This is a genomic window from Xanthobacter cornucopiae, assembly GCF_043195065.2.
Classification (GTDB): Bacteria; Pseudomonadota; Alphaproteobacteria; order Rhizobiales; family Xanthobacteraceae; genus Xanthobacter.
In genome coordinates this window covers 4,408,753-4,432,127 of the sequence record NZ_CM195531.1, presented here as the reverse complement: position 1 = coordinate 4,432,127, position 23,375 = coordinate 4,408,753, and the positions used below count along the sequence as shown (strand labels likewise).

Annotated in this window: 21 protein-coding genes, 1 tRNA gene and 2 pseudogenes; 12 read left to right on the top strand and 12 right to left on the bottom strand. The window is 67.9% G+C overall.

The features are described from left to right. Positions 1 to 57: 57 nt before the first annotated feature. Positions 58 to 1,557, top strand: a complete 1,500-nt coding sequence (locus V5F53_RS19440; RefSeq protein ID WP_393997492.1) for a YfjI family protein — start codon at positions 58 to 60, stop codon at positions 1,555 to 1,557. Between the two features lie 327 nt (positions 1,558 to 1,884). Continuing rightward, positions 1,885 to 2,433: a hypothetical protein gene (locus V5F53_RS19435; RefSeq protein WP_393997493.1), complete on the top strand. Its 549-nt coding sequence runs from the start codon at positions 1,885 to 1,887 to the stop codon at positions 2,431 to 2,433. Between the two features lie 331 nt (positions 2,434 to 2,764). Here V5F53_RS19435 and V5F53_RS19430 read toward each other — a convergent pair whose 3' ends face one another. From V5F53_RS19430 to V5F53_RS19415, 4 genes are all read right to left on the bottom strand, one after another. Further along, positions 2,765 to 3,259, bottom strand: coding sequence for a zinc ribbon domain-containing protein (locus tag V5F53_RS19430; protein WP_393997494.1), 495 nt, complete (start codon positions 3,257 to 3,259; stop codon positions 2,765 to 2,767). A 792-nt stretch (positions 3,260 to 4,051) separates the two neighbouring features. Next, positions 4,052 to 4,261 (bottom strand): hypothetical protein, encoded by a 210-nt coding sequence (locus V5F53_RS19425; RefSeq protein WP_393997495.1) that lies wholly within the window; start codon positions 4,259 to 4,261, stop codon positions 4,052 to 4,054. A 631-nt stretch (positions 4,262 to 4,892) separates the two neighbouring features. Then, a tRNA-Ser gene (locus V5F53_RS19420) sits at positions 4,893 to 4,982 on the bottom strand. A 303-nt stretch (positions 4,983 to 5,285) separates the two neighbouring features. Next, positions 5,286 to 5,555 (bottom strand): hypothetical protein, encoded by a 270-nt coding sequence (locus V5F53_RS19415; protein ID WP_393997496.1) that lies wholly within the window; start codon positions 5,553 to 5,555, stop codon positions 5,286 to 5,288. A 538-nt stretch (positions 5,556 to 6,093) separates the two neighbouring features. Here V5F53_RS19415 and V5F53_RS19410 point away from each other — a divergent pair. From V5F53_RS19410 to V5F53_RS19400, 3 genes are read left to right on the top strand one after another with little or no spacing between them, the layout of a single operon-like run. Further along, positions 6,094 to 7,116: an HlyD family secretion protein gene (locus V5F53_RS19410; protein ID WP_393997497.1), complete on the top strand. Its 1,023-nt coding sequence runs from the start codon at positions 6,094 to 6,096 to the stop codon at positions 7,114 to 7,116. A 31-nt stretch (positions 7,117 to 7,147) separates the two neighbouring features. Further along, on the top strand, positions 7,148 to 9,913 hold the full coding sequence (gene rbbA / locus V5F53_RS19405) for a ribosome-associated ATPase/putative transporter RbbA (RefSeq protein WP_393997498.1): 2,766 nt from the start codon (positions 7,148 to 7,150) through the stop codon (positions 9,911 to 9,913). Between the two features lies 1 nt (position 9,914). After that, on the top strand, positions 9,915 to 11,105 hold the full coding sequence (locus tag V5F53_RS19400) for an ABC transporter permease (RefSeq protein WP_393997499.1): 1,191 nt from the start codon (positions 9,915 to 9,917) through the stop codon (positions 11,103 to 11,105). 42 nt (positions 11,106 to 11,147) lie between these two features. Here V5F53_RS19400 and V5F53_RS19395 read toward each other — a convergent pair whose 3' ends face one another. From V5F53_RS19395 to V5F53_RS19385, 3 genes are all read right to left on the bottom strand, one after another. Further along, positions 11,148 to 11,594: an RrF2 family transcriptional regulator gene (locus V5F53_RS19395; RefSeq protein WP_393997500.1), complete on the bottom strand. Its 447-nt coding sequence runs from the start codon at positions 11,592 to 11,594 to the stop codon at positions 11,148 to 11,150. Between the two features lie 68 nt (positions 11,595 to 11,662). Beyond that, positions 11,663 to 12,268, bottom strand: a complete 606-nt coding sequence (locus V5F53_RS19390; protein WP_393997501.1) for a septation protein A — start codon at positions 12,266 to 12,268, stop codon at positions 11,663 to 11,665. Between the two features lie 136 nt (positions 12,269 to 12,404). Next, positions 12,405 to 13,076, bottom strand: a complete 672-nt coding sequence (locus tag V5F53_RS19385; protein ID WP_393997502.1) for a biosynthetic peptidoglycan transglycosylase — start codon at positions 13,074 to 13,076, stop codon at positions 12,405 to 12,407. 202 nt (positions 13,077 to 13,278) lie between these two features. Here V5F53_RS19385 and V5F53_RS19380 point away from each other — a divergent pair, with 202 nt between their 5' ends. After that, positions 13,279 to 14,205: a farnesyl diphosphate synthase gene (locus V5F53_RS19380; RefSeq protein WP_393997503.1), complete on the top strand. Its 927-nt coding sequence runs from the start codon at positions 13,279 to 13,281 to the stop codon at positions 14,203 to 14,205. 250 nt (positions 14,206 to 14,455) lie between these two features. Next, on the top strand, positions 14,456 to 15,829 hold the full coding sequence (locus V5F53_RS19375) for a flavin monoamine oxidase family protein (protein WP_393997504.1): 1,374 nt from the start codon (positions 14,456 to 14,458) through the stop codon (positions 15,827 to 15,829). Between the two features lie 33 nt (positions 15,830 to 15,862). On the opposite strand, the pseudogene V5F53_RS19370 reads toward V5F53_RS19375, so the two are convergent. Further along, positions 15,863 to 16,896, bottom strand: a pseudogene (locus V5F53_RS19370) (IS481 family transposase). A gap of 138 nt (positions 16,897 to 17,034) precedes the next feature. Beyond that, entirely contained in the window at positions 17,035 to 17,397 is a 363-nt protein-coding gene (locus V5F53_RS19365) for a hypothetical protein (RefSeq protein ID WP_393997505.1), read from the bottom strand. A 479-nt stretch (positions 17,398 to 17,876) separates the two neighbouring features. Between V5F53_RS19365 and V5F53_RS19360 the strand changes: the two are divergent. From V5F53_RS19360 to V5F53_RS19345, 4 genes and pseudogenes are all read left to right on the top strand, one after another. Next, positions 17,877 to 18,117, top strand: a pseudogene (locus V5F53_RS19360) (IS481 family transposase); the annotation flags it as partial. A gap of 177 nt (positions 18,118 to 18,294) precedes the next feature. Continuing rightward, positions 18,295 to 18,450 carry a hypothetical protein gene (locus V5F53_RS19355; protein ID WP_393997506.1) on the top strand — a complete coding sequence of 52 codons (156 nt, stop codon included), beginning with the start codon at positions 18,295 to 18,297 and terminating at the stop codon, positions 18,448 to 18,450. Between the two features lie 184 nt (positions 18,451 to 18,634). Beyond that, positions 18,635 to 19,438, top strand: coding sequence for a hypothetical protein (locus tag V5F53_RS19350; protein WP_393997507.1), 804 nt, complete (start codon positions 18,635 to 18,637; stop codon positions 19,436 to 19,438). 30 nt (positions 19,439 to 19,468) lie between these two features. Beyond that, complete coding sequence (locus V5F53_RS19345) at positions 19,469 to 19,999, top strand: hypothetical protein (protein ID WP_393997508.1); 531 nt, start codon at positions 19,469 to 19,471, stop codon at positions 19,997 to 19,999. Between the two features lie 24 nt (positions 20,000 to 20,023). Here the strand turns inward: V5F53_RS19345 and V5F53_RS19340 are convergent, their stop codons facing one another. From V5F53_RS19340 to V5F53_RS19330, 3 genes are read right to left on the bottom strand one after another with little or no spacing between them, the layout of a single operon-like run. Further along, positions 20,024 to 20,512, bottom strand: a complete 489-nt coding sequence (locus tag V5F53_RS19340) for a GDYXXLXY domain-containing protein (protein ID WP_393997509.1) — start codon at positions 20,510 to 20,512, stop codon at positions 20,024 to 20,026. Then, entirely contained in the window at positions 20,509 to 21,621 is a 1,113-nt protein-coding gene (locus V5F53_RS19335) for a DUF4401 domain-containing protein (protein ID WP_393997510.1), read from the bottom strand. Before V5F53_RS19335 ends, V5F53_RS19340 begins: the two co-directional genes overlap by 4 nt. After that, positions 21,621 to 22,640: a DUF2157 domain-containing protein gene (locus tag V5F53_RS19330; RefSeq protein ID WP_393997511.1), complete on the bottom strand. Its 1,020-nt coding sequence runs from the start codon at positions 22,638 to 22,640 to the stop codon at positions 21,621 to 21,623. The genes V5F53_RS19335 and V5F53_RS19330 overlap by 1 nt, the downstream gene beginning before the upstream one ends. A gap of 71 nt (positions 22,641 to 22,711) precedes the next feature. Here V5F53_RS19330 and V5F53_RS19325 point away from each other — a divergent pair, with 71 nt between their 5' ends. Then, positions 22,712 to 23,263: a hypothetical protein gene (locus tag V5F53_RS19325; protein ID WP_393997512.1), complete on the top strand. Its 552-nt coding sequence runs from the start codon at positions 22,712 to 22,714 to the stop codon at positions 23,261 to 23,263. Positions 23,264 to 23,375: the final 112 nt, after the last annotated feature.

The following is a 23,375-nucleotide window of genomic DNA, read 5'->3' as shown; positions in this document are numbered from 1 at the left end:
AGGCCGGGACTGGAACGATGTTCTGATTCTGGCTGCCACGAAACGGGGAGGCAAGGCATGTTGAGTGCGCCTGTGCCGATCCCCTTCCAGGCGGAAGGGCCGCAGCCGCTGGTGCGGGACATTCCTGCTGGCGCGCCCTATCCCACCGAGGCGCTTGGCCCCCTGCAAGAGGCCGCCGTTGCTGCCCATGACATGTCGCAGGCACCCATTGCCATCGCAGCGCAATCGGCCTTGGCGGTGGCGAGTCTGGCCGTGCAGGGCTTTGCGGATGTCGAGACGCTGGGCGGCGATGCGCCCTGTTCGCTGTTTTGCCTGACCATTGCCGAAAGCGGCGAACGCAAATCAACCTGCGATCGCCTCTTGATGCGCGGAGCACATGAGTACGAGCGCGACCTCGAAAGGGCTTACGGGCCCGCCTATGCCGAATGGCTCACGGCAAAGGAGGTGTGGGAGGCCAGGCGCAAACGGCTGATGGTCGACATTGCCGGCAAGGACATGGGTCGGGCGAAGGTGGCGGAAGCCGATCTGCACGCCATGGGGCCGGAGCCCACCGCGCCGGTTCTGCCTACGGTGATCATTCAAGAACCGACCTTTGAAGGCACAATCAAGCTGTTTCAGGCCGGGCGGCCCTCGCTTGGCCTGTTCAACGATGAGGGCGGGGGCTTCACCGGTGGGCACGCCATGAATGCCGACAACCGTCTAAAGACGATGGCGGGGCTGTCCAAGCTCTGGGATGGTGCCTCGATCAACCGGACCCGCGCCGGAGATGGCGTTGCGACCCTGCGCGGGCGCCGGCTGGCCAGCCATCTCATGGCCCAGCCCATTGTCGCCCGCCCACTGATGGCTGACCCGCAGGCGAGCGGGCAAGGCTTCCTCGCGCGGTTCCTGGTCACCGAGCCGCCGTCCGCCATTGGCACGCGGCTGCGACGCGGGCACATGCCTTCGAGTGAAGGAGCCCTTTCCGCGTTCACCGATCATCTTCGCACGATTCTGCAAACCCCGCTGCCCACCGGTGAGAACCCGCACGAGCTCGCTCCCGCGCGACTCGCTTTGTCGAAGGGTGCGAAGGAATTGCTTTGGCGCTTTTACGAGGTGGCCGAGAAAGCCCAACAAGGCGGCAGGGCATTGGAGCACGTGCGCTCGTATGCGTCGAAATCAGCCGAACAGGCCGCCCGGATTGCCGGAGTGCTGACCTTGTGGGCGGATTTGAACGCGCGGGAGGTTTCGGCCGAGACGATGGCCCAGGGTGTGACGCTCGCCCAATTCTATTTGGAGGAAGCCAGCCGACTGGCGGAAATCGGTGCTGTGTCGGAGGAAACGGCAAGAGGTGAGCGGCTTTTGGCTTGGCTGCGCGAGAGCTGGCCCCATGACGATGTCACTCCGACCGAAATTCTGAACAAGGGGCCGAACGCTTTGCGGGAGCGGGCAAGGCTGAACATGCCCTTAGCTGCATTGGTGAAAGCGGGATGGCTGGTGCCGTTGGAGGCGGGCACGGTTGTTCGGGGCACCGCGCGAAAGGAAGCCTATCGGGTTGTGAGGGCACCCCATGTTGTTTGATGCGCAGGCCGCGCTTGCGGACATTCTCAGGGATGAAGCCCCCGCGATTTCCGCGATTCCTGCGATTGTCGCCCCGCCAGCCCCCCTGGAATCGCAGAAATCGCGAGAATCGGGGTCGCAACCAGCCGCAAACACGCCCACCGGGGCGGTGGTGATCCACCTTGCGCGGGGCTTGGGGCTGCCGACCCATCCCGCGACTTGCGCTGTGTGCGGCGCCACCGACTGGCGTGTGTGTGTACGTGATGCAGGCGGGCGCACCCTGCACGCGCGGTGCTGGGAAGCGGAACGGATCACGCGTGATAGCAAACGATAGCCGGAGGTCGCGCAATGAAGTTGATGCAGGCCAATGCCCGCGTGCCGACAGATAGCCGCCCGGTGCTGCTGAAAGCCGCCGCGCTAATGCGGGCCGATCCGTCCTTCACGGCGAAATTGCAAGCCTTCCTTGCCGATGATGAGCCGGGGGCCACATGGCGAGATGAAATGGCCGCGATGAGCGCCCGCATCGCGGCGGTCGAAGCGCAGGTGCTCCGGAAAACTCCGGTTTCTCCCGTCCTGAAGGCGCAGACATCTGGCGATGAGGCCGTGCGGCATCTGGCAGCGAATGGCGGCCATGCCCATTGGGGGACCTTGCCTCAGCCTCTGGCAGCCGATGCGGTGGTGCCGCCGGTGGATTGGCAGGCCCGCGCGGCGTCCCTCACCTTATTCGTGGGCACTGGCAAAGGCCGGAAGCTGACACCCGCAGGCGAAGCCCTTTTTTGCGACATGATGGATGCGGGAGCCCGCGCGCCGGAGATGGCCCGCACACTGGGCATGGCGCTGCAATCAGTTCACTACCGAATGAAGAAAAGGCGTGGCCGATTGCGGGCCGGGCTTTGATTCGCCGCTGAATTTCAGGAGGCCGTTATGCGAGGCAGTGGTGGGGGGCCTGAGCGCGAGGGGGCCTTTCCAGGTCAATGGGGCGGACGTTTTCAAAGCCTCAACCGCCCAACGTGGGGATCGTATTGGAGCTTCGAGTTCGCACCCTGCTTCCGCGCGTTGGGGGTGCGTACTTGGTGCGAACCTTTCGGCCCCCCGCCAGGGCGATCCAACCTGGAATTCAGGAACGACCAATGGCGGGACGAAGCAGCCGGTGCCGGCCACGAGCGCGCCGAGCAACCTGGAGACGGGCGTTGTGACGACGGGGGCGAATGTGGGGTGAGGCGAAACCTCAATTCGTCAGGTGCGCCTTCATGGTAAAGAAGCGCGGCGAGCAAGCGTCCGGCTTGCAATAGTCCACGATGAGATAGTGGGCGAACGTGTCGTGGACATAGACTTGCTTTCCGGGCAAGTCCTCGATGCACCCGTATTCCTTCAGCTTCGCCTCTCGGGTGAAGATCGATGTGAAAATGCCCATGATCTTGTCGGGATATACGGTAGTCAGCAGCGCCTTGGGGCACAGTGCTGCATATTGGGCTGTGAACAGCGGCTTTGTCAGGTCCAACTCCTGCTTGGGAGCTTCCTGGGTCACTGGAGGCGGGGCTGCGGTGTCGTCGCGGGATTGCCGGAGCCCATAGACGATGGCTGCGGCGATCACGAAGGGCATGATCTTCATGATGGTCAGCGAGGCGCGTGACTTGGCCGGGTCAGAGACCCCGCACTTCGGGCATGTCTTCGCGCTGGTGCTGACATCGTTGCCGCATTCGCGGCATTTGCGGAGGGCCATGGCTATCAGGGGCTAATTGTTGAGTGGTTGATACTACGCGGATCAGTCGCGTGGGCGTCCGGCGCCACGCATCAAGTTAAGGTACCATGGCCGAAAATCATTTGGGTCACGCAACATAGAGACCCGACCTGTTGATGTTTCCCATGATGCTTGAAGGCTGGCATCATAACAAATTTGAAATTCTTTTTCGTGTTTATCGACGTTTGTTTCCGTGTAGCCAACATTATTAAATGTGCACAATCTGACGTATCGAAGAAATTCCGTTGAACACTGATTTTGTGAAATATCAAAAAACGCCTTACTTGAACCAGAGTTCCCGCCATAATCGTTCCATATGGCCCTAGCAGAGCATTGTACGTTTTTCATAAAATAGTATAGTTCCGCATCAAATCTGGATTTCTTATCCATTTTAGCTATGTATTCATATGCAACTCTGTTGCTAATGCTAGCCTCTTTCCGGCCGCATACCGCGTCTGTGGGATCACTCAGATCGGCCCCTTTGCATTTCGCCATAGGGTCGCCGTCCGGGAAGGTGGCCTGCGCGCGGGTAAGCGCAGACGAAATACAACTGATGAAAATACCTAACAGGGTGGCCGTGAAACATACCCGCATTTGATCCCCCACAGGTTGAACGGGGACGGTATCACCAGCAATGGCATAGGCGAAAGGCCCAGGCCATCATGCAGAGGAGAACGAACGTGACCCATGATGAACTAAAGCTCGCCCGCCTGACGCTCGCGGCAGAGACGGGCGGCACGCCCGAAGAGGTCGTCGCGCGCGCCGCCATCTACCTCACGTTTTTTTCTTGACGCTACGGTGTCCGCGAACGGCTTCGATGCACTCGGCATAGGTGTCGAGAAGCCATTCGCGCGTCGGCGGCTCCCCAGCGCCGTGCACGCCGATGATCTTCTTCCCATCGAGTTGGGCAACCAACCCAAGCAGTTTAAAGGCCACCTGTTTGGGTGAGTTCTCTCCGATATGAACAACTGGTGTGTCAGCCATGATTCCCCCCCATAGGTCGAGGCACGCAACATAGCTCAAGCTCAATCGGGAGTGGAGTGTTTCCGTGGTCAGTGTGGCGTGGGGCGATCGTAGCGACACTCAAAATGGAAACGCCGTCAGGCCGTCTATTGTCCCTCAGGCGATATTTTGACCTTCCTGCCAAGCCTTGCCACATGTCGGGAATTGGACTGCGACGACATTTTTGCGAGGCAGATGCAATCGTGTGAGCCGACGCCATACCGAAGGGTGCATGTGCGTGTCGGAACCGACAAGAGCCACCAGTCAGACGCGGCCTTGCTGTCTCAGGTCACGAACAGCGATGCGGCTCGGTGTCCCCACCATTGGCTGTCAGGGCGATTGACGCGGCGGTACCGGCAATGCGCGCCCCACGCTATTCACCTGATGCCGGACGGTTGCCCCATGAAGGGCGCGTCTGAGCTTCGGGATCGGCGGGTGAACGACCTTGCTCCGCACAGCCCTGAGCTACCGGACTGATTCTCACCCTATCGAGGGCCCAAATTGTTCCGACTGATGCCGGGGCCTTCTTCACGGCATTGGGGGATATCCTGGGGGATGACCGATAACGGAGCGCGATTTTCTGATTGAAAATCAATACATTAAGTGAAGCGGCTGGCGGAGAGGGAGGGATTCGAACCCCCGATGGACTTGCGCCCATGCCGCATTTCGAGTGCGGTGCATTCGACCACTCTGCCACCTCTCCGCAGAGGTGTGCCCGTTGCAGGGCACTATGAGTGGATCGGGCGCTTCTAGCGGACCGCAGCGTGCCGTTCAAGCGTCTTCGTGCGCCCGTCCACGAGCTTTCTCCGTCTCGTGTCCGGCGCTGCCGCTCCGGGTGCCGGAGCGTGTGTCTGGCTGGTGGGGGCGTCGGGACCAGCGGGGCCGATCATGCCGCTCCGGCCTCGGGGCAACAGTGTTGTTCGAGGGATCGCGATGGGTTCTGCTTTTCGGATCATGGCGTTGAGGATGACCAGGAGTTGGCGTGCGACGGCGATGAGGATGGTCTTTAGGTCCTGTTGACGAATTCGCGCATCCATAGACGGACGGCGGCGATGAGGCCGAAGCCGAGGTAGCTGTCGGCGGTCTTGTCGTAGCGGGCGGCGCTGACGGGGACGGTGACCGGCAGGCTGAGGGTGCGGCCCATCTGGGCGAGCGCGCGGGCATCGAGCCGGTCGGTCTTGGCGAGGGCCGGTGGCCCGGGCGAACTCGCGGGCCTGGCGGGGATTGACGCGGCAGAAGGGCTGGCCGCGTTCGGCGAGGGCGGCGATGAGCTCACCGTCGCAGCCGCTGGTGGCCTCGAACACGACGAGGGCATCCGCCTCGATCGCGGCGGCCCAGGCGGCGATGGCATCGGACGTATTGGGGATTCTCTGGGTCCGGCCGGACGGCAGGGCGCAGAGGTCGCGGACGGCGCGACAGATCGCAGCCGACGACGGGCTGTGGCGTGGTGATGGCTCCGGCCCATGTCGTGCGGGATCGCAGTCCCAAGCAACTGTTCAGGGTTCAGCGACAACGGAAGGGACCCTTGCTCCCGCACGGGCTGCACCCCCCGGGGGGACGGGCTCCCTTCCCCTCCATCACTCTCTCACAGATCCAACAGACAGGGGGGCGGACGCGGCGGCGGCGGTCTCGTGCGCCGGCCATGGCGCGTCCGCCGGTGGTGCGTGGCTGCCGGTGGGCAAGGCTGGTCGTGCCGCATTGCGGCACCCCGGGCAAATATGGGAAGAAGGGGAGCCCGTCCCACGTGGCGCCGGAGACGTGTCGGCACAGCCGGGATGCCATGCTGGCACAGCCCATCTGGAGGCTTGTCGTCCATGAAGCGAACCCTGACGGTCGCTGTCCTGCTTCTCGCCCTGGTCGCGGTCGGGGGGCTCGGCGCCTATTACCTTGCCGCGCGGGCGCGCGCCCTGCCTCCGGGGTTCGCCTCCGGCAACGGGCGGATCGAGGCCACCGAGGTGGATGTCGCCACCAAGGCCGCGGGCCGGCTGGTGGACGTGCTGGTGGAGGAGGGCGATTTCGTCACCCAGGGCCAGGTGGTGGCGCACATGGACGTGGATGAGACCCGCGCCTCGCTGCGCACCGCTGAGGCCCAGGAGATGCAGGCCATCAAGTCGCGCGATCAGGCCACTCATGTGGTGGAGCAGCGCAAGGGCGAACTCGATCTCGCCGTCAAGGAGCTGGATCGCCAGACCACGCTGGTGGAAAAGGGCTTCGCCACCGAGCAGAAGGTGGATCAATACCGAACCACCAAGCTGACCGCGCAGGCCGCCCTGGCGGCGGCGGAGAGCAGCCTTGCCGCCAGCGAATCGGCCATCCGCGCCGCCGAGGCGGAGGTGGAGCGCCTGACCCGGCTGGTCGCGGACGGAACGCTGCTGGCACCCAAGGCCGGGCGCGTGCTGTATCGGCTCGCCGAGCCCGGCGAAGTGCTGGCGGCCGGCGGCAAGGTTCTCACCCTGCTCGATCTGTCCAATGTGTACATGACGGTCTTCCTGCCCGCCGCCGATGCCGGGCGCCTCGCCCTGGGCGCCGAGGCGCGGCTGCTGCTGGAGCCGCTGCCCGACCGGGCGGTGCCGGCCAACGTGTCGTTCGTGTCGGCGCGGGCGCAGTTCACCCCGAAGCAGGTGGAGACCCAGAACGAGCGCGACCGCATGATGTTCCGCGTGAAGCTCCGCATTCCCCAGGCGCTGGTGGAAAAGTACATCGCGCAGGCCAAGACCGGCGTCACCGGGGTCGGCTATGTGCGCCTCGACCCCAAGGCCCCATGGCCGGTCTGGCTCGAGTCCGATCTGGTGCGCGAGGCTGCCGGCGGTGCGGCGGCGCCGGGAGCTGCGAGGTGATCCGGTGGCGCCAGTGCCTGGGGAGCGGCGCGTGAGCGCGGCTCAGGCCGCCCCAGCTGCCGCCCAGCCGGCCGCCGACGGCCGGGCGGGCGCCGGGGCGGCGGCGGTGCGCCTTGCCGGCATCCATCATCGTTACGGCGAGACCCTGGCGGTGGACGGCATCGACCTTAAGATCGCCGAAGGGGCGTCGGTGGCGCTGGTGGGACCGGACGGGGTGGGCAAGTCCACGCTGCTCGGCCTCATCACCGGCGCCAAGCGCATTCAGGAGGGCCGGGTGGAGGTGCTGGGGGCAGACCTGGCCCTGCGCCGGTCGCGCGATCAGGTCCAGCCGCGCATCGCCTTCATGCCCCAGGGGTTGGGGCGCAATCTTTATCCCAATCTCACGGTGGCGGAGAACATCGCCTTCTTCGCCCGCCTGTTCGGCGAGAGTGCCGATGCCAATGGCGCGCGGGTGGCGCCGCTGCTGGCGGCCACCGGCCTTGCGCCGTTTTCCGGCCGCCTCATGCGCAAGCTCTCCGGGGGCATGAAACAGAAGCTGGGCCTGTGCTGCGCGCTGGTGCACGATCCCGACCTGCTGGTGCTGGACGAGCCCACCACCGGCGTCGATCCGCTGTCGCGCCGGCAGTTCTGGGATTTCGTGGAAACCATCCGCGCCGACCGGCCCCGCCTCACCCTGCTGGTGGCCACCTCCGACATGGAGGAAGCCGCCCGCTTCGGGCGGGTGGTGATGGTGGACGACGGCCGCATTCTGGCCGACGACAGCCCCGCCGCGCTGCTGGAGACGACCGGCCAGCCCAATCTGGAGCGGGCCTTCATCTCGCTGCTGCCGGAGGGCCGGCGCGGCGATGGCGCCGGGGCGGGCACGGCGGCGCCGATCCCGGCGGATGCGCCGGTCGCCATCGAGTCGCGCGGGCTCACCCGCCGGTTCGGGGATTTCGTGGCGGTGGACCATGTGAGCTTCAAGATCCGCCGGGGCGAGATCTTCGGTTTCCTCGGCTCCAACGGCTGCGGCAAGTCCACCACCATGAAGATGCTCACCGGCCTGCTGCCGGCCAGCGAGGGCGAGGCGCTGCTGTTCGGCGCGCCGGTGGACCCCACCGACATCGAGGCGCGGCGGCGGGTTGGCTACATGTCGCAGGCGTTTTCGCTCTATGGCGAGCTGACGGTGCGGCAGAATCTGGAGCTGCACGCCCGCCTGTTCGATCTTGCGGGGACGGCGGGGGCGGGGCGCATCGCCCAGGTCACCGCCGATTTCGACCTGGCGGACCATCTCGATACCTTGTCCGACAGCCTGCCGCTGGGCGTGCGCCAGCGGCTGTCGCTGGCGGTGGCCATCCTGCACGAGCCGGAAATTCTGATCCTGGACGAGCCCACCTCCGGCGTGGACCCGGTGGCCCGCGACGGCTTCTGGGACCATCTCCAGCGCCTGTCCCGTGCCGAGGGGGTGACCATCTTCGTGTCCACCCACTTCATGGGGGAGGCGGAACGGTGTGACCGCATCTCCTTCATGCATGCGGGCCGCGTCATCGCCACCGGCGCCCCGGACGAGCTGAAGGCGGCGCAGAAGGCGGCCTCCCTGGAGGAGGCCTTCATCGCCTACATGGAGATGGGCGGGCGGGAGGCGCGGACCGATGCCCGCCTGCCGCCGCCCGCGCCGGCGGCGGGCCGGCCGGCGGCCTTCTCCTGGTCGCGGCTCGGCGCCTATGCATGGCGCGAAGGGCTGGAGCTGCGGCGCGACCCGGTGCGGCTCGCCTTCGCGCTGCTCGGCACCGCGCTGCTCATGGTCATCTTCGGCTACGGCATCACCCTCGACGTGGACAAGCTGCGCTTCGCCGTGCTCGACCGCGACCAGACCGCCGAGAGCCGCGCCTATATCGACGGCTTCGCCCACTCCACCTATTTCGTGGCCGAGGCGCCGCTGGCCGATCCGGCCGACCTCGACCGGCGGCTGAAGGCCAACGCCATCGCCTTCGCCATCGAGCTGCCGCCGCGCTTTGCCGCCGATTTGCGCGCCGGCCGGCCCACCGAGGTTCTGGTGACCATCGACGGCGCCATGCCGTTCCGGGCCGAGACCATCCAGGGCTATGTGCAGCAGGTGCACACCCTGTTCCTGCAGCAGATGGCCGAGGCGGCGGGGGGAACGCTGGCGGCGCCCGCCAGCCTGGAGATGCGTTACCGCTACAACCAGTCGTTCCGTAGCGTCGAGGCCATGGTGCCGGCGGTGATCGCGCTGATGCTCATCTTCATCCCCGCCATTCTCACCGCTTTGGGCGTGGTGACCGAGAAGGAGCTGGGCTCCATCACCAATCTCTATGTGACGCCGGTCACCAAGCTGGAATTCCTGCTGGGCAAGCAGGCGCCGTACGTGGTGGTGGCGGTGTTCAATTTCTTCGTCATGGTGGGGCTGGCCCTGTTCCTGTTCGGGGTGCCGCTGAAGGGCTCGTTCCTGGGGCTCATGCTGGGGGCAGTGGTGTATGTGCTCGCCACCACCGCGGTGGGGCTGGTTTCCTCCACCTTGACCAATACCCAGGTGGCGGCGCTGTTCGGCACCGCCATCGGCACCATGATGCCGGCGACCCAGTTTTCCGGGCTGCTGCAGCCGGTGGCGTCGCTGGAAGGGGCGGCCTGGGTGGTGGGCACCTTCTTTCCCACCACCTATTTCATGCGCGTCAGCGTCGGCGCCTTCACCAAGGGGCTCGGCTTCATGGAGCTGCTGCCGTTCATCCTCAGCACCGCGGCCTTCTGGCCGGCGCTGCTGCTCATCGCCCATCTGATCCTGCGCAAGCAGGAGGCCTGATATGGCGCAGCCCGGTCCCGACACACCCGTCGTCCCTCGCCCGCGCCGGGGCCCCGCCGCCGGGCTCGCGGCGCGGGCGAGCAATATCCGGCATCTCCTGGTGAAGGAGCTGATCAGCCTCTGGCGGGACCGGGCGTTGCTGGTGCTGGTGCTCTATGCATTCACGGCCGCCATCTACATCCAGGCCAATGGCATGAAGCACGATCTCAACCGGGCCACCGTCGGCGTCATCGACGAGGATAATTCGGCCCTGTCCCACGCCATCCTCGACGCCCTGCTGCCGCCGCGGTTCCAGGCCCCGGTGGCCCTGGAACCGCGGGAGGCGGACGCCGGCATGGATGCCGCCCGCTACACGTTCGTGCTGAATGTGCCGCCCAATTTCCAGTCCGACGTGCTGGCGGGGCGGGCGCCGACGGTGCAACTGCTCATCGACGCCACCGCCCTGATGCAGGCGGGCCTCGGCGCCACCGACATGGCCGGCATCTTCCAGCAGGAGGTGAACCGCTTCGTGTCCCGCACCGGCCGGGACACGTCATCGCCGGCGGAGCTGAAGATCCGCGTCGCCTTCAACCAGGGGCTCGAATCCTCTTGGTTCACCGGCACCATGGGCCTCATCACCAACATCACCATGCTGTCGGTGCTGCTGGCGGGAGCGGCGCTGATCCGCGAGCGTGAGCACGGTACGCTGGAGCATCTGCTGGTGCTGCCGCTGCGGCCGTCGGAGATCATGCTGGCCAAGATCCTGGCGAATGGCGCGGTGATCCTGGTCGGGGCCTTCTTCAGCATCGTGGTGGTGCTGCAGGGGGTGATGGGCATGCAGATCGCCGGCTCGGTGCCGCTGTTCCTGGCGGGCGCGGCGCTCTATCTCTTCTTCACGGCGGCGCTGGGCATCTTCCTCGGCACCCTGTCCGGCTCCATGCCGCAGTTCGGGCTTTTGTTCTTCCTCATCGTTCTGCCCATGAACATGCTGTCGGGCGGTTTCACGCCGCTGGAAAGCATGCCGCAATGGCTGCAGACCGCCATGCAGGCCTCGCCTTCCACCCAGTTCGTCGCCTTCGCCCAGGCCATCCTCTATCGCGGCGCGGGCCTGGAGACGGTGTGGCCGCGGTTCCTGGCGACCTTCGCCATCGGCATGCTGTTCTTCGCGGTGGCGCTGGCGCGCTTCAGGACCTTCCTGGCCGCGCAGCAATAGACGCGCGCCCGCCGGGCGGGTGCGCGCGTCTGATCGCGTCGGTCAGATATAGTCCACGAAGGAGCCGAGGGCTTCCTGGGACAGGTCGCGCATCTGGGCGAGTGTGGTGGCATCGAGCACGGTGCCGATGGCATCGCGCACCCGCACCATCAGCAGGCGCACCTCGCAGGTGCTGACGTCGCAGTCCTCGCACGGCTCGTAGGCGTTGCGGCTGGCGCAGGCGAACGGCGCCAGCGGCCCGTCGAGGGCGCGGATCATGTCGCCGACGACGATGTCCTCCGCCGCCTTGGCGAGACGGTAGCCGCCGAGCTTGCCCTTCTTGCTGGCCAGGAAGCCGGCATTGCGCAGCTCGCCCAGGATCACATCCAGGAATTTCTTCGGGATGTTGTTGGCCTCGGCGATGTCGGCCACCTGGGTGGACGAGCCCACCGGCAGGCGCGCCAGGTGAACGGCCGCCTTCAGTCCGTATTTGCCTTTTTTCGTCAGCATTCCACGTCCTCTGAACGGCTTATGCGGATCTCGGGCGCCGCCGTCAACCGCGTTGGCGGGGCGCGCGCTCAATTCTGTCGCGGGAGATCCTCCGCGTCGTCCTTCAATTCGTACCGGGCCATGAGCGGGGCCTGGGCCATGGCGAAGGCAAAGGTCAGGGGGAGGTAGCCGAATGTCTTGAACGCCACCCAGGTGTCGGTGGAAAACAGGCGCCAGACCGCTTCGTTCACCACCGCCATCACCAGGAAGAAGACGCCCCAGCGGATGGTGAGCGTCCGCCAACCGGCGTCCGTCAGCTTGACCATGCCGTCGAACACATAGGGCAGCAGCGGCTTCTTGATGGCCAGGCCGCCGAGCAGCAGCACGCCGAAGGCGGCATTCACCAGGGTGGGCTTGAGCTTGATGAAATGCTCGTCCTGCAGCCACAAGGTCAGGGTGCCGAACACCACCACCACCAGCGCCGACACCAGCGGCATCACGGCGATGCGCCGCGCGAGCACCCACATCAGCGCCAGCGCCACCAGCGTCGCCACCATGAACGCGCCGGTCGCCACATAGATGCCGCCATAGGCATTGGCGGCGAAGAACAGCACCAGCGGGCCGACCTCCAGGCCGATCTTCAGGATCGGGCTGAGGGGGGGGCGGGGCGTCTGCGCGAGGGGGGCGTCGGACATGGGGCGGGGTCTCCTTGCGCCCATGTGGCGTCAAAACGAGGCACAATCAAGCTCACCCGCGCCGCCGGGCCGCTTTCGCGTGAATCGAGGCCGCCGCTGCGGGGGCGCTCCGGCCGGCCGGTGCCCGGGGCCGCGCCTAGCCGTGGAGGCGCACGCAGGCCACCATGTCCGGTGGCTCGCGCGGCACCCGAGCCTGAAGCCGGTCGGCGAGGCGGGACATGCCCGGGCTGGGCGCGCCGGCGCTGCGGCGCGCGGGATTGGGCAGCATCACCGCGAGCCGGGCCGCCTGGTCGGCGTTGAGCCGGGACGGCGCCAGCCCGAATTGGTCGCGGGCGGCGGCGCCGACGCCGAAGGTGCCGTTTGGGCCCCATTCGGCGATGTTCAGATAGATTTCCAGGATGCGCTGCTTGCTCATCACCAGGTCCAGCCACAGGGCGAGCGGAACTTCCAGCACCTTGCGGGGAATTTCCGGCCGCTGCCACAGGAACAGGTTCTTCACCACCTGCATGGTGATGGTGGAGGTGCCGCGGAGGTCTTCCAGGTCGTCCGCCTTCTCCACCACGTTGCGCATCTCGGTGATGTCGATGCCGTTGTGGGTGCAGAAGCGGGCATCCTCGGAGGCGACCACGGTGCGCACCAGGGCCGGCGACACCTCCGACAAAGGCGTCCATACGCGCTCCACCCTCTGCCCGGTGGCCAGCCGGTGGAGCATGAGCGTGGAGGCCGGATTGCTGAAGTTGTACAGCACCGACAGGGTGACGGGGATGGCGAGGAGCGCCACCGCCACTTGCGACAGGAAGCGAATCATCGAGGGCCCTGCGTCGTGAGTCCGGCGCCGGTCCGGCCGGCCTCGGGCGCGGCGGCGCATGGGAGTGGCCGGAGCGATCCGAGCGGCCGCTTGACCTTGCTCCCTGGTTGAGGCACCCGGGTCGGCACGTCAACGGGGGAGGCGGGTGCGGGGTTCCGTTCCGGCTCCCTCCGGCCGCTCCCGTCCTGTCCGAAGGCCTCCCGTGACCCCATCGCTCGTCCTCCGCCTCGATGCCGCCGCCGCCGCGACCGAGGCGCGTCTCGCCGAAGCCCTCGCCGACACCCCGGCGCCGGGGGAAGGAGCGCGTCCGCCGCGGCTATTGGCCGCCATGCGCCACGGCGCTCTCGGCGGCGGCAAGCGGCTGCGCCCGTTCCTGGTGATCGAGGGGGCCGCCCTGTTCGGGCGCGCCGTGGCGGAAGCCGTTACCGTGGCGGCGGCAGTGGAATGCGTGCACTGCTATTCCCTGATCCATGACGACCTGCCGGCCATGGACGACGACGACCTGCGGCGCGGCCGGCCCACCGTGCACAAGGCGTTCGACGAGGCGAGCGCGATCCTGGCCGGCGACGGCCTGCTCACCCTCGCCTTCGACCTGCTGGCCGGCGAAGACGCCCATCCCGACGCGCGGGTGCGTGTGGAACTGGTGCGGCGCCTCGCGCGCGGGGCCGGGCTCGGCGGCATGGTGGGCGGGCAGATGCTGGACCTTGCCGCCGAGGGGCGCTTCGACGGCGGCCGCCCGCTGGCGCTCGGCGTCGCGGACATCCGCCGGCTCCAGGCGATGAAGACCGGCGCGCTGCTGGCGGTGGCCGTGGAAGCGGGGGGCGTCCTCGGCGGCGCCGGGCCTGAGGCGGCGGCGGCCCTCGCCGCCTATGGCCGGGCGCTGGGCGCGGCGTTCCAGATCGCCGACGACATTCTCGACGTGGAGGGCGATGCCGACGCGGTAGGCAAGAAGGTGGGCAAGGACCAGGCGGCCGGCAAGGGCACGCTGGTGTCGTCCCTTGGCCTGCCTGCGGCCCGGGAGGAGCTGGCGCGGCTGGTGGCGGAGGCCCAGGCGGCGCTGGCGCCGTTCGGCGCGCGCGGCACCATCCTGGCGGAGGCCGCCCGCTTCGTCGCCGAGCGCAAGGCCTGAACGTAAGGCCAAAGGCCCGCGAGCTTGCCGCCTGGGCCTTTGGCCAAGCCCGCGCGGGGCTTGAGCGAACCCATTTGGCAGCGGCCGAAGACCGGGACCGATGGGATAAAATGGGGGCGCGTCCCTTGGCTCGTGGTTCCCGGTTGTCCTCTCCGCGCCCTCGGGCGCCACTCAGGGGGCGGTGGGCGGTGGACCGGGCGGGCCGCCGGCGCCTCTCGCCTGGGGGCGGATGGCGTGCTAGCGTGCCGCCGTGTCCAAGCTGCCCCCAGATCCGCTTGCCCGCGCCCTGGCGCGCCCGCTCGATCGCCGCCGCCTGTTGAAGGCGGGCGCGGCGCTGGCCGTGGCCGGCGTGCCCTATGGCGCCTTGGGGCAGGTGAGCCAGCCGGATGTCATCGTCATCGGCGCCGGGGCGGCGGGTATTGCCGCCGCGCGCAAGCTGGCCGAGGCGGGCATCGGCTATGCCCTCATCGAGGCCGCCCAGCGGGTGGGCGGGCGCACCTATACCGACACTGCGGTGTTCGGCGTGGCCTTCGACATGGGGGCCAATCGCCTGCACTTTCCCGGCGCCACTGCGCTTCCGGGGCTCGGCCGGGCGGCCGGGTTCGACATCGCCCGCGCGCCGGAGGCGGGGCGGCTCTACCTCGGCGGCAAGGAAGCGTCGGACCCGGACTATGAGGATTTCGTCGGTGCCGTGCGCCGGGCCGAGCGGGCCATCGTCGCCGCCGGCGACGCCGGGCGCGACCTGCCGGCGGCCCGGGTGGTGCCGGATCTTGGCGCGTGGTCGGCCTCGGCCCAGTTCGTGGCCGGCCCCTTTCTGCGCGCCAAGGATCTGGCGCAGGTGTCCACCGTGGATGTCGCCCATGCCGAGGATCGGGGTGTGGACGAGATTTGCCGCCAGGGGCTCGGGGCGCTGGTCGCGAGCCTCGCGGCGCCGCTCGCGGTGCAGCTCGACACGGCCGCGCGCAGCATCGAGCTTGGGGGGCGGCGCGTGGTGGTGTCCACCGGCCGCGGCAACCTGACGGCGCGCTACGTCATCGTGGCGGTGCCGCCGAGCGTCATCGCCGCCGGCAAGCTGCGGATTGCGCTGCTGCCGGCGCGAGCCCGCGCGGCGGTGGAGCGGATCACCCTCGGCACCTATGACCACATCGCCTTCGAGTGGCCGGGCGCGCCGGGGGCGCTCGGACCGGGGGAAATCATCCATTTCCGCACCGAGGGCGGGCACGGCTACGCGCTCCAGGCGCGCCTCGCCGGCACCTCGCTGTTCAGCCTGGAGGTGGGCGGCCAGTTCGCCGAGGACCTGGAGGAGGCGCAGCCGGCGGCGGTGCGCGCGGTGCTGGTGGAGGCCATCACCCGCGAGTTCGGTGCCGACGCCGCCCGGCGCATCGGCCGCGTGCATCACACCCAGTGGGGCAAGGCGCCGTTCGCCCTTGGCTCCATGTCCTGCGCCACGCCCGGCGCCGGGGCGCTGCGCCGGGCGTTCCTGGAGGTGGTGGCGGGACGCCTGGTGTTTGCCGGCGAACACGCCCACGAGAGCCTGTGGGGCACGGTCAGCGGGGCGTGGCAGTCGGGCGAGCGGGCGGCGGCGCAGGTCGTCGCCCTGATGAACGGGGCCAAGCAGGGGTGAGCCCGCCACCCGGGCGGCGATCGGTTGGGGGCGCTAGGTATTTAGTCCCGGCATTTGCTGGAGTGGATTGAGGGTGAATCGTTCGGGCTCGTTTGTCCAGGATTTGCAGATGAATTCGTAGGGGGTGAGGCCCCGGAGGGTCTTGAGGCGTCGGGCGAAATTGTAGGCCGCCACAAAGCCTTGGAGATGGGTTTCCAGTTGCTGGTGCTCGTCATAGTGGAAGCGCTTGACCGTGGCCTCCTTGATGGTGCGGTTCATGCGTTCCACCTGTCCATTGGTCCAGGGGTGCTTCACCTTGGTGAGCCGATGCTCGATGCCATGGGCCTGACAGGCGCGATCGAACGGATGACCTCGCCACATGGCCGTCGGGCCGGTACGGGTCTTGGGCAGGTCCGCGAACTGGATGCCGGTGTCGGTCAGAACACTCTCGATCCTGTAGGGAACAGTCGCGACCAGGGCGTCAAGAAACGCCCGTGCCGTCGCCGTGTTGGCTTTGTCGGCCAGCTGGACGAAGACGAGTTTCGCTGTCCGGTCGATGGCCACATGGAGATAGAGTTTGCCTTCGGCCGTCTGCACTTCGGCAATGTCGATGTGGAAGAAGCCGATGGGATAGGATTTGAACTTCTTTTTTGCCGGTGTTTCGCCCTCGACTTGCGGCAATCTTGAGATGCCGTGGCGGTGCAGGCAGCGGTGCAGGGACGATCGCGTCAAATGAGGGATCGTGGCCTGCAAGGCGTAAAGGCAGTCGTCAAGCGGCAGCAACGTATGCCGGCGGAAGGCGACGATGATCGCCTCTTCCTCCGGTGCCAGAACGCTCGACCTCGGCGCCTTTGGTCAAGCCCGCGCGGCGCGTGAGCGGACCCACTTGGCACCGGTCGAAGACCGGGGCCGATGGTATTCGGTCCGATTGGCAGGTCCGCACAGGACGTCCGCTTCTTCCATTTGGCGACGGTTTTCGGGTTGATCCCGTAGCGCTTCGCCAGCGCCCTCAGGCGCTCTTGACTCTCTTGTATCGCTCGACGGACCGCCTCTGTCGTCGTGGCGCACCCGTGCAGAACCTGGCCCAGAGCGCATCCTTCCTGTCCTGCAAAAAGACTGCACCAGCAAAACCTGGGATCAAACACGTAGAGCGGGGGTCGGCAAGAACGAGGCCGGATCCGTAGGGATGGAATTCCCGGCCCCACGCCGTGGAGAACCTTGAGACCCTATTTCTTGCCGATGGACGTTAGATCAATCTTCAAGAGTTGAGTGTAGGGATTTTCCCCCTTGCGCAAGGCGGTCTCTCGCGCGGCGGCCCGCGCCTCGGCTTCCGTGTCCTCCTGCGCTTTCAACTCCTCAAGCTGATCCTTAAGTGGTTCGATTTTCTTCTGAACTGCTCTAAGAGCATCTTTGAGCTTTTGTATCTCCGGCTCAAAGCTTGCCTCGCCCGGGCGGGAGGAGGCTTTCATTTCACGGATTTTTCTCTCCAGAGCCTGCTCCTGGAGCGACAGCTTGGAGAGCTCAGCGGTGGTCGCAGGCTTTCCGAATGGGGCGATGACCCTGAGGATCTTGTCCGAAACGACAACCATTGGCAGCTCTCAACATCCGGAGTATGATTTACCGTTGCATAAACTACTTGTGTGTGGCCGGCCATAGACGCCGGCCATAGACCAAGCCGCGCTTTCCCGCCTCGACCATAGACCTCACATTAACGAAATGGAGCAGGCTCGCAACTGAACCGCCCCGTGTTTCCCGGAGGCATTTTGGTTTGAGTCACGCGGCCAGTTTCTGTTCGTCGAGCAGGACTGCACTTTAAGCTCGGTCTCGCAGATGGGGGAGCGCCTGGAGCGTGGCGGGCCGACTGCTCGTGATCTTTGCCCGGACGACAAGTGCGGCGCTGACAGGGCCTTGACCGACAAGGGACGCTCGCGCCTCGCCACCGGACAGCCCGACCACGACGCAGCTGTCACGGTTGCCCTCAAGGAGCATGGCTGCGAAGACCTTCTGGCCAGCACACTCATCCGCACGAGGCAGGGCCCGCCGGAGGACATTCGCGTTTTCATGGTTCTGGAAACATGCCCCAAGCATGCCGATGGGCCCCGAGGAGCGGCAAGGCTCCGTGCTGTCCGCGCTCGAAAAGGCTGCGATCGTCGCCCGCAGGGTCGAGGCCCACCGGCCGCCGGACGATGTGTCCTGCCCTGAAGGACATTATCCCGCGCCTGACGCGCTCGTCACTGCATCGGTGCCTGCGGCGTCATGGCATCTCGCCCCTGCCGAAGGTGAATCACAAAAGACCAGGCCGCTTGAGACTTCCGAGACCGGCTCTGTCCATACACCGACTTCACACCGGTTGATCGCCTGACCGAAGATTGGGAATCCTCCCGCGAGGATTGAGCGGGGACGAAGCCAGTCCGCTCCCCTGCCTCACTCAGTTGGGCCATGGACTGGCCTTCCCTCGTCGCGCAGCCACAAGCCGCCCAGTGCCCATGACAAGGCCCTCTCTCTACCGCCAGCGCCACGAGATCGAGAACCTGTTCGCCAAGCTGAAAGATTGGCGCCCCATCGGCACCCGCTGCGACCGATGCGCTCGCCCCCTCTTCTCGGCCATCTGCAGCCCAGCCGCCGTCGCCTTCTGGCTCTGATCAATCTGTCCCGAACCTCGCGGAAGGGATCGCATCGCCCCCGGCCATCCACGGACAGACGGCGCACGCCAATCGCGAGGCCCTTGAGGCACGGCCTGGCGTTGGCCAACTTGACGACACCACCTTTCCTTGGGCATGGCGATCAAGGCCATGTTCGTCCTTCCGCCCGCCCGAGCTCCAGCCCATGCCCCGCGTCCCGATCCCTCCGCTCCTCCTCGGCCTCGCCGCCGTCTGCACCGGCTTGGCCGGCGGCCTTGTCGGCGCCGTCGGCGCGGGCGCGCGGGCCTATCGGCCGGTTACGGCGGAGGTGGGCGCGCCGGTGGCCCCGCCGCCGGACCTCATCGCCACGGTGCGGCAGCTGCACGCGGCAGCCAGCGCGCGGGACGCCCAGGCGGTGTTCGCCCTGATCGCCGACCGGATATCCGTGGTCACGTCCGGCCTCACGCCAGCAGCGCGCCGCGACCTGGAGACGAAAGGCCCGTGGCCTGACGCGGACACCGCGCTGGAGGCGATCGGCGGCGCCGTCCTGGAGGGCGACGTGCCGTCGGCCGGCACGCCCATGCCGGTGACGCGGGCGGCTGCGCAGGCGTTCGAGACCCTCGCGGCGGCGAGCGCGCATCCCGAATGGGGCCGGGACCCGCTGTTGAAAGGGGCCATCTGCACCTACCGGGGCCTGCGCTGGGAGGCTGCGGCCGGCGCGCGGATCGATGACGGCTCGCGCGGACTTCATGCGCCGGCCGCCGCCCCGGTCCATGCCTCGGCGGCCCCGGCCGCGCCGGTGATCGGCACCCTGAAGCCGGGCCTGATCTACCTTCAGGGCGAGATGGACGACCTGCCGGAGGGGTGGCGGGGCGTCCGCCTGCCGTCCGGCCGTGTCGGCGCCGTACGGGAAACGGATGTGCGCGATCCCGCCGCCTGGGGCCTGTGCTTCCGGCGCACGCCGGAAGGCCGCTGGCTGGTTTCCGCCGTCTCGTCCGCCCTGCTGTAATCGGTTCGGCTCGCTTGAAAGGTGGCCCACGTGCCCATCGTTGTTGAAACCGCCCTGCGCCTCCTCGGCCTGTTCTATGTGCTGAGCGGCGTCGTGGTGGTGCGTTCGCTGGCCGCCTCGGCAATGGCGGACGCGACCTATGCCGCCATCATGGGCACCGCGCCCCATCCCGCGGAACGGGCCCGCGAAACCTGGCTCGCCGCTGGCTCGGTGCTGATCGGAACCGGCGGGCTGGCCCTGGTCCTGCTGCTGGACGTGGCCGCCGTCCTGTTCGTGCTCGGAGCGATCCAGCAGGTGGTCTATCTCGGCGTCGTGGCGCCGCGCTACCTCGACCCGCACGACGAACCGGACGCGGCCGGGCGGGCGAAGACGTGGACTGCCGCCATCGTCTATCTCTTGGCGACGGCCATCGTGGTGGCGGCGGAGCGCGGCGGCGTGCTGCGGCCCTGGCTCGATGCACCCCGCTGGCTGCTCGGCGCGGCGGGCCTGGCGGTGGCCGCCGGCATCGCCTGGACAGTGTGGAGACTGGGCATCCGCGGTTCGGCCGGAAAAGGGGAATAGGCCGGCGGGGCTGCGCGGCCGGCGTCAGCGCGGCTCGATCGTCCGCGCGTCGGCATCGGCGAGGCCGACGAGCAGGTGGCGCCCGTTCCGGTCGACCCGGAAGATGCCATAGCGGGCCCGCGCATAGAGGTCGGCGTGCCCCTCCTGGAACAAAAAGGAGCGCGGCTCGATCGCCACGCCATCCGCCGCGCGCTCCACCTGGAAGGCCACTTCGCCGGGGCCGGGCGCGCCGTGGCCCCCCGTGCGCCGGAAGCTGCCGACGCGGCGCGCGTCGAGGGCGAGGATGATGGTTCCGGCCGGAGCATCGAGGCTGATGGCCTGGCGCTCCAGCGCATAGGCCAGGCGCATGTAATCGCCCTGCATCAGCGAGCGCGGATCGGCCGGTGCAAGCTCCAGGAGAACCACCTCGCCGGAGGCGCGAAGGACTTCCAGATCGCGCACGCTCCAGCCCAGCGCGGCCAGAACGGCAAGACCCGCCGCGAGAAACAGCGCGCGCCGGATGCCGGGCTTCACGGCGCCTCCTCCCGGTCCCAGCCGGCGCGGACGAGGATCGCCTGGCCCGCCAGCAGCAGCAGCCCGGTTCCCACCAAGGTGACGGACTTCTCAAGGAAGGTCATGTCGCGCCCGTAATACCAGAGCACCAGGAACACCGGCAGGGCCAGACTGCCGGCCACCCGCAGCGGCACGTCATGCAGCGCATGGCCGAGCACCAGCACGAGCAGCGCGAAGCTGATGCCCGGCGCGCCTGCCAGACCCAGGATGATCGCCCCGCCCATCGCCGCGATGAGCGGCGGACGCACCAGCCGGGCGCGCCCGCCCGCCGCCCAGCCGATCACCCCCATGAGGGCGAGGGTGAGCACCGCCTCGATGGGGCGCGGGTCCAGCGGCCGCCCATTCGCCCACGCCCCGGCATCCTGGCCGGCGGCGAGGAGGCACACGAGGGTGCCCATGAGAGCAAGGGCCGCGATGCCGATGGGCCGAAGCGCCAGCGGCACCCGGTGGGAGAGAAGCAGCGCTCCTGCGATCGCCGCCGCCAGGGTGAACAGGACGGCAATGGCCAGGCTGGGATCGGCGCCGGAGCCCTGCCGCGAGAGGATCTCCACCACCGCCGCCACGCCGGCCGCGTAGGGCGAGAGCACCCGATCCAGCGAGGTGGCGGACACCGGATAGGTGATGACCGTGACGGAGAGGATGGCGGCGGTGGGCACCCATGGCGTGTCGTCGCCGACGAGGAGGAGGATGCCGATGACACTCATCACCTTGCCCAGCGCCAAGGCGGTGAAGGCGGTCTGCGCGAGCGCGTCGCGGCCCATGCCTGCCGGGGCACGCGGCAGAGCGAGGGACAGCGCGATGCCGGCGGCGATGAAAGCAAGACCCCAGGAGAGCAGGCCGCCGCCGCTGTCGAACGCGATCAGCTGCGCGACCAGGAGGAAAGCGAGGAAGAAGGCGGTGGCCAGAAAGGTGCCGACGCCAGCCAGGATCTTCAGATGCAGCGGCGGACGCTCTTCGGCGGCGGTGGCGCGGATCGCCGCGACCACCGCGCCCTCCGCCTCGGGGGGCAGCGCGCCGGAGGCGGTCCAGGCGGCGATGAGGGTTGCCGCATCGACGGACGGGCGTGCCATCACAGCGCCTCCAATCGTCGCGACGCGGCCCGCAGCCATGCGACGGCGGCCGCGAACAGAACGAGCGTGGCGACGCCCATGAGGAAATAGGTGCCGATGTCGGCCCGCCTGCCGCCGGCGGCCAGCAACCGGAACAGGGCGAAATCAGCGATGACGCAAACGGCGAGCGCCACCGCCGCCAGCATGGCGAGATCAGGGACGAGGCGCCGGTACACCACCCCCATCGCCGCGAGGCCAAGGAAAATGAGGGCAGCCGCCGCCCACTCGGCGGGGCCGAAGCCACCGAAGGCCTCCAGCAGGATGATGGCCAGCTGCACCATCGCCGCCAGCAGCGGGAGGCCGAGAACGAACCGTGTCCAGCGCGCCGCCGGCCAGACAGCGCCGCGCGCGGCCAGCACCTCGCGGCCGAGCAGCGCACCACCGAACAGGACCATCAGGCTGAGATTGCGCCCGGCGTGGAAGGCGGCGTCCGCCGGCTGGGTCTGGTCCCACCCCGTGACAAGGGCGAGCGCGGCGACGGCGATCCACACCGTCCAGGTGGCGGCGGATGCCGCCAGCAGAGCCCAGGCGAGGGTGAGCCCGGCCCAGGCCGCGAACAGCGTCCAGGCATCGGCGCCGGTCTGGTAGATCTGGCCCATCACGGCCAGGAACACACCCACGAGGGTGACCGCCGCGGCGGCGGCCATCTCCGAGACGCGCCGCCCGAAGCCGGTGACGACCACCGTGAGGCACGCGGCGGCGATCATCGCGGCGACGATGCCAAGCCGGGTGAAGGGCGGGATGCGGGTCCAGTTGAAGGCGAAGAAATAGATGATGCCGGAGAGCACGAGCGCGACACCCGCCGTGCCGAGCAGGCGCCCGGCCCAAAGCCCCCATCGCCGCGGCGGCTCGATCATGGCGAGCGCGGCATCGCGCGCCGCGGCGCCGATCACTCCGCGCGCGGCCAGCCGGTCCACGGTCTGGCGATCCACCCGGATCGCCGCCAGCGCCTCCACATCCTTGATGACGTCGCCGCTCATCCGTATTTGTCTCGCCCTGCCGTCCCCGCGCGCTCGCCTATCCTCGCGCATGACGTGAACGAGGTCGAGACATGATCCGAGCCGCCTGCGCCGCCGTCCTCACGCTCGTCGCCACGCTCCCCGCGGCCGCGCTCGACTGCGCGCTCGACAAAGCTGTCTATACCCCGCTCGACGCCGACGACGACTGGAGCGCACCGGAAGGCGTCAGCAATGCGTGGGAAATCACCCATCCCCTCAGGCCCGATCCCTCCGCCGACCGGCCCTGGGTGCTGCGCCTCGCCGAAAACCGCCAGGGCCTCGCCGCCGAATTCGGCATCGCCGAACCGCCCGGCTTCAGCGCCACCCACGTCTTCATGCTGCTGCCGCCGGGCGGCAAGGACAAGGGCAAAGGCAAGGCGAGGGAAACAGGAAAGCGGCTCGACGCGAGCACGGCGCCCGCGTCGCTGCTCTATTATTTTGGCGACGACCTGAAGCGGATGGACCCACGGGGCGAGCCGCCCCCCAAGGCGCCGCCGCTGGTGCAATTGCCCGGCCTGTCAAAGGCGTTCTGGGCGTGGAAGCGCGACGGGCGGCGCTTCGTGCCGCCCGATGGCCTGTGGAAGCTCGCCGCCTGCCGCGACTGACCCGCCAGGGTGCAGGCCGGCGCCACTTTCGGGCCGTCCTTCGACAGCCTATAGTCGCGGCAATCAGGGAGGCCCACCGGGCCATGGGGGGGTGGCGGAGACATCGTCGAGG

Bases quoted from the DNA above. Each gene is read 5' to 3' on its own strand.
- V5F53_RS19335 (WP_393997510.1), bottom strand. From the start codon at position 21,621: ATGGCACGCCCGTCCGTCGATGCGGCAACCCTCATCGCCGCCTGGACC.
- V5F53_RS19390 (WP_393997501.1), bottom strand. From the start codon at position 12,268: ATGTCCGACGCCCCCCTCGCGCAGACGCCCCGCCCCCCCCTCAGCCCG.
- V5F53_RS19350 (WP_393997507.1), top strand. From the start codon at position 18,635: ATGCCCCGCGTCCCGATCCCTCCGCTCCTCCTCGGCCTCGCCGCCGTC.
- V5F53_RS19330 (WP_393997511.1), bottom strand. From the start codon at position 22,640: ATGAGCGGCGACGTCATCAAGGATGTGGAGGCGCTGGCGGCGATCCGG.
- V5F53_RS19435 (WP_393997493.1), top strand. From the start codon at position 1,885: ATGAAGTTGATGCAGGCCAATGCCCGCGTGCCGACAGATAGCCGCCCG.
- V5F53_RS19430 (WP_393997494.1), bottom strand. From the start codon at position 3,259: ATGGCCCTCCGCAAATGCCGCGAATGCGGCAACGATGTCAGCACCAGC.
- V5F53_RS19355 (WP_393997506.1), top strand. From the start codon at position 18,295: ATGACAAGGCCCTCTCTCTACCGCCAGCGCCACGAGATCGAGAACCTG.
- V5F53_RS19365 (WP_393997505.1), bottom strand. From the start codon at position 17,397: ATGGTTGTCGTTTCGGACAAGATCCTCAGGGTCATCGCCCCATTCGGA.
- V5F53_RS19440 (WP_393997492.1), top strand. From the start codon at position 58: ATGTTGAGTGCGCCTGTGCCGATCCCCTTCCAGGCGGAAGGGCCGCAG.
- V5F53_RS19410 (WP_393997497.1), top strand. From the start codon at position 6,094: ATGAAGCGAACCCTGACGGTCGCTGTCCTGCTTCTCGCCCTGGTCGCG.
- V5F53_RS19385 (WP_393997502.1), bottom strand. From the start codon at position 13,076: ATGATTCGCTTCCTGTCGCAAGTGGCGGTGGCGCTCCTCGCCATCCCC.
- V5F53_RS19425 (WP_393997495.1), bottom strand. From the start codon at position 4,261: ATGGCTGACACACCAGTTGTTCATATCGGAGAGAACTCACCCAAACAG.
- V5F53_RS19400 (WP_393997499.1), top strand. From the start codon at position 9,915: ATGGCGCAGCCCGGTCCCGACACACCCGTCGTCCCTCGCCCGCGCCGG.
- V5F53_RS19325 (WP_393997512.1), top strand. From the start codon at position 22,712: ATGATCCGAGCCGCCTGCGCCGCCGTCCTCACGCTCGTCGCCACGCTC.
- V5F53_RS19395 (WP_393997500.1), bottom strand. From the start codon at position 11,594: ATGCTGACGAAAAAAGGCAAATACGGACTGAAGGCGGCCGTTCACCTG.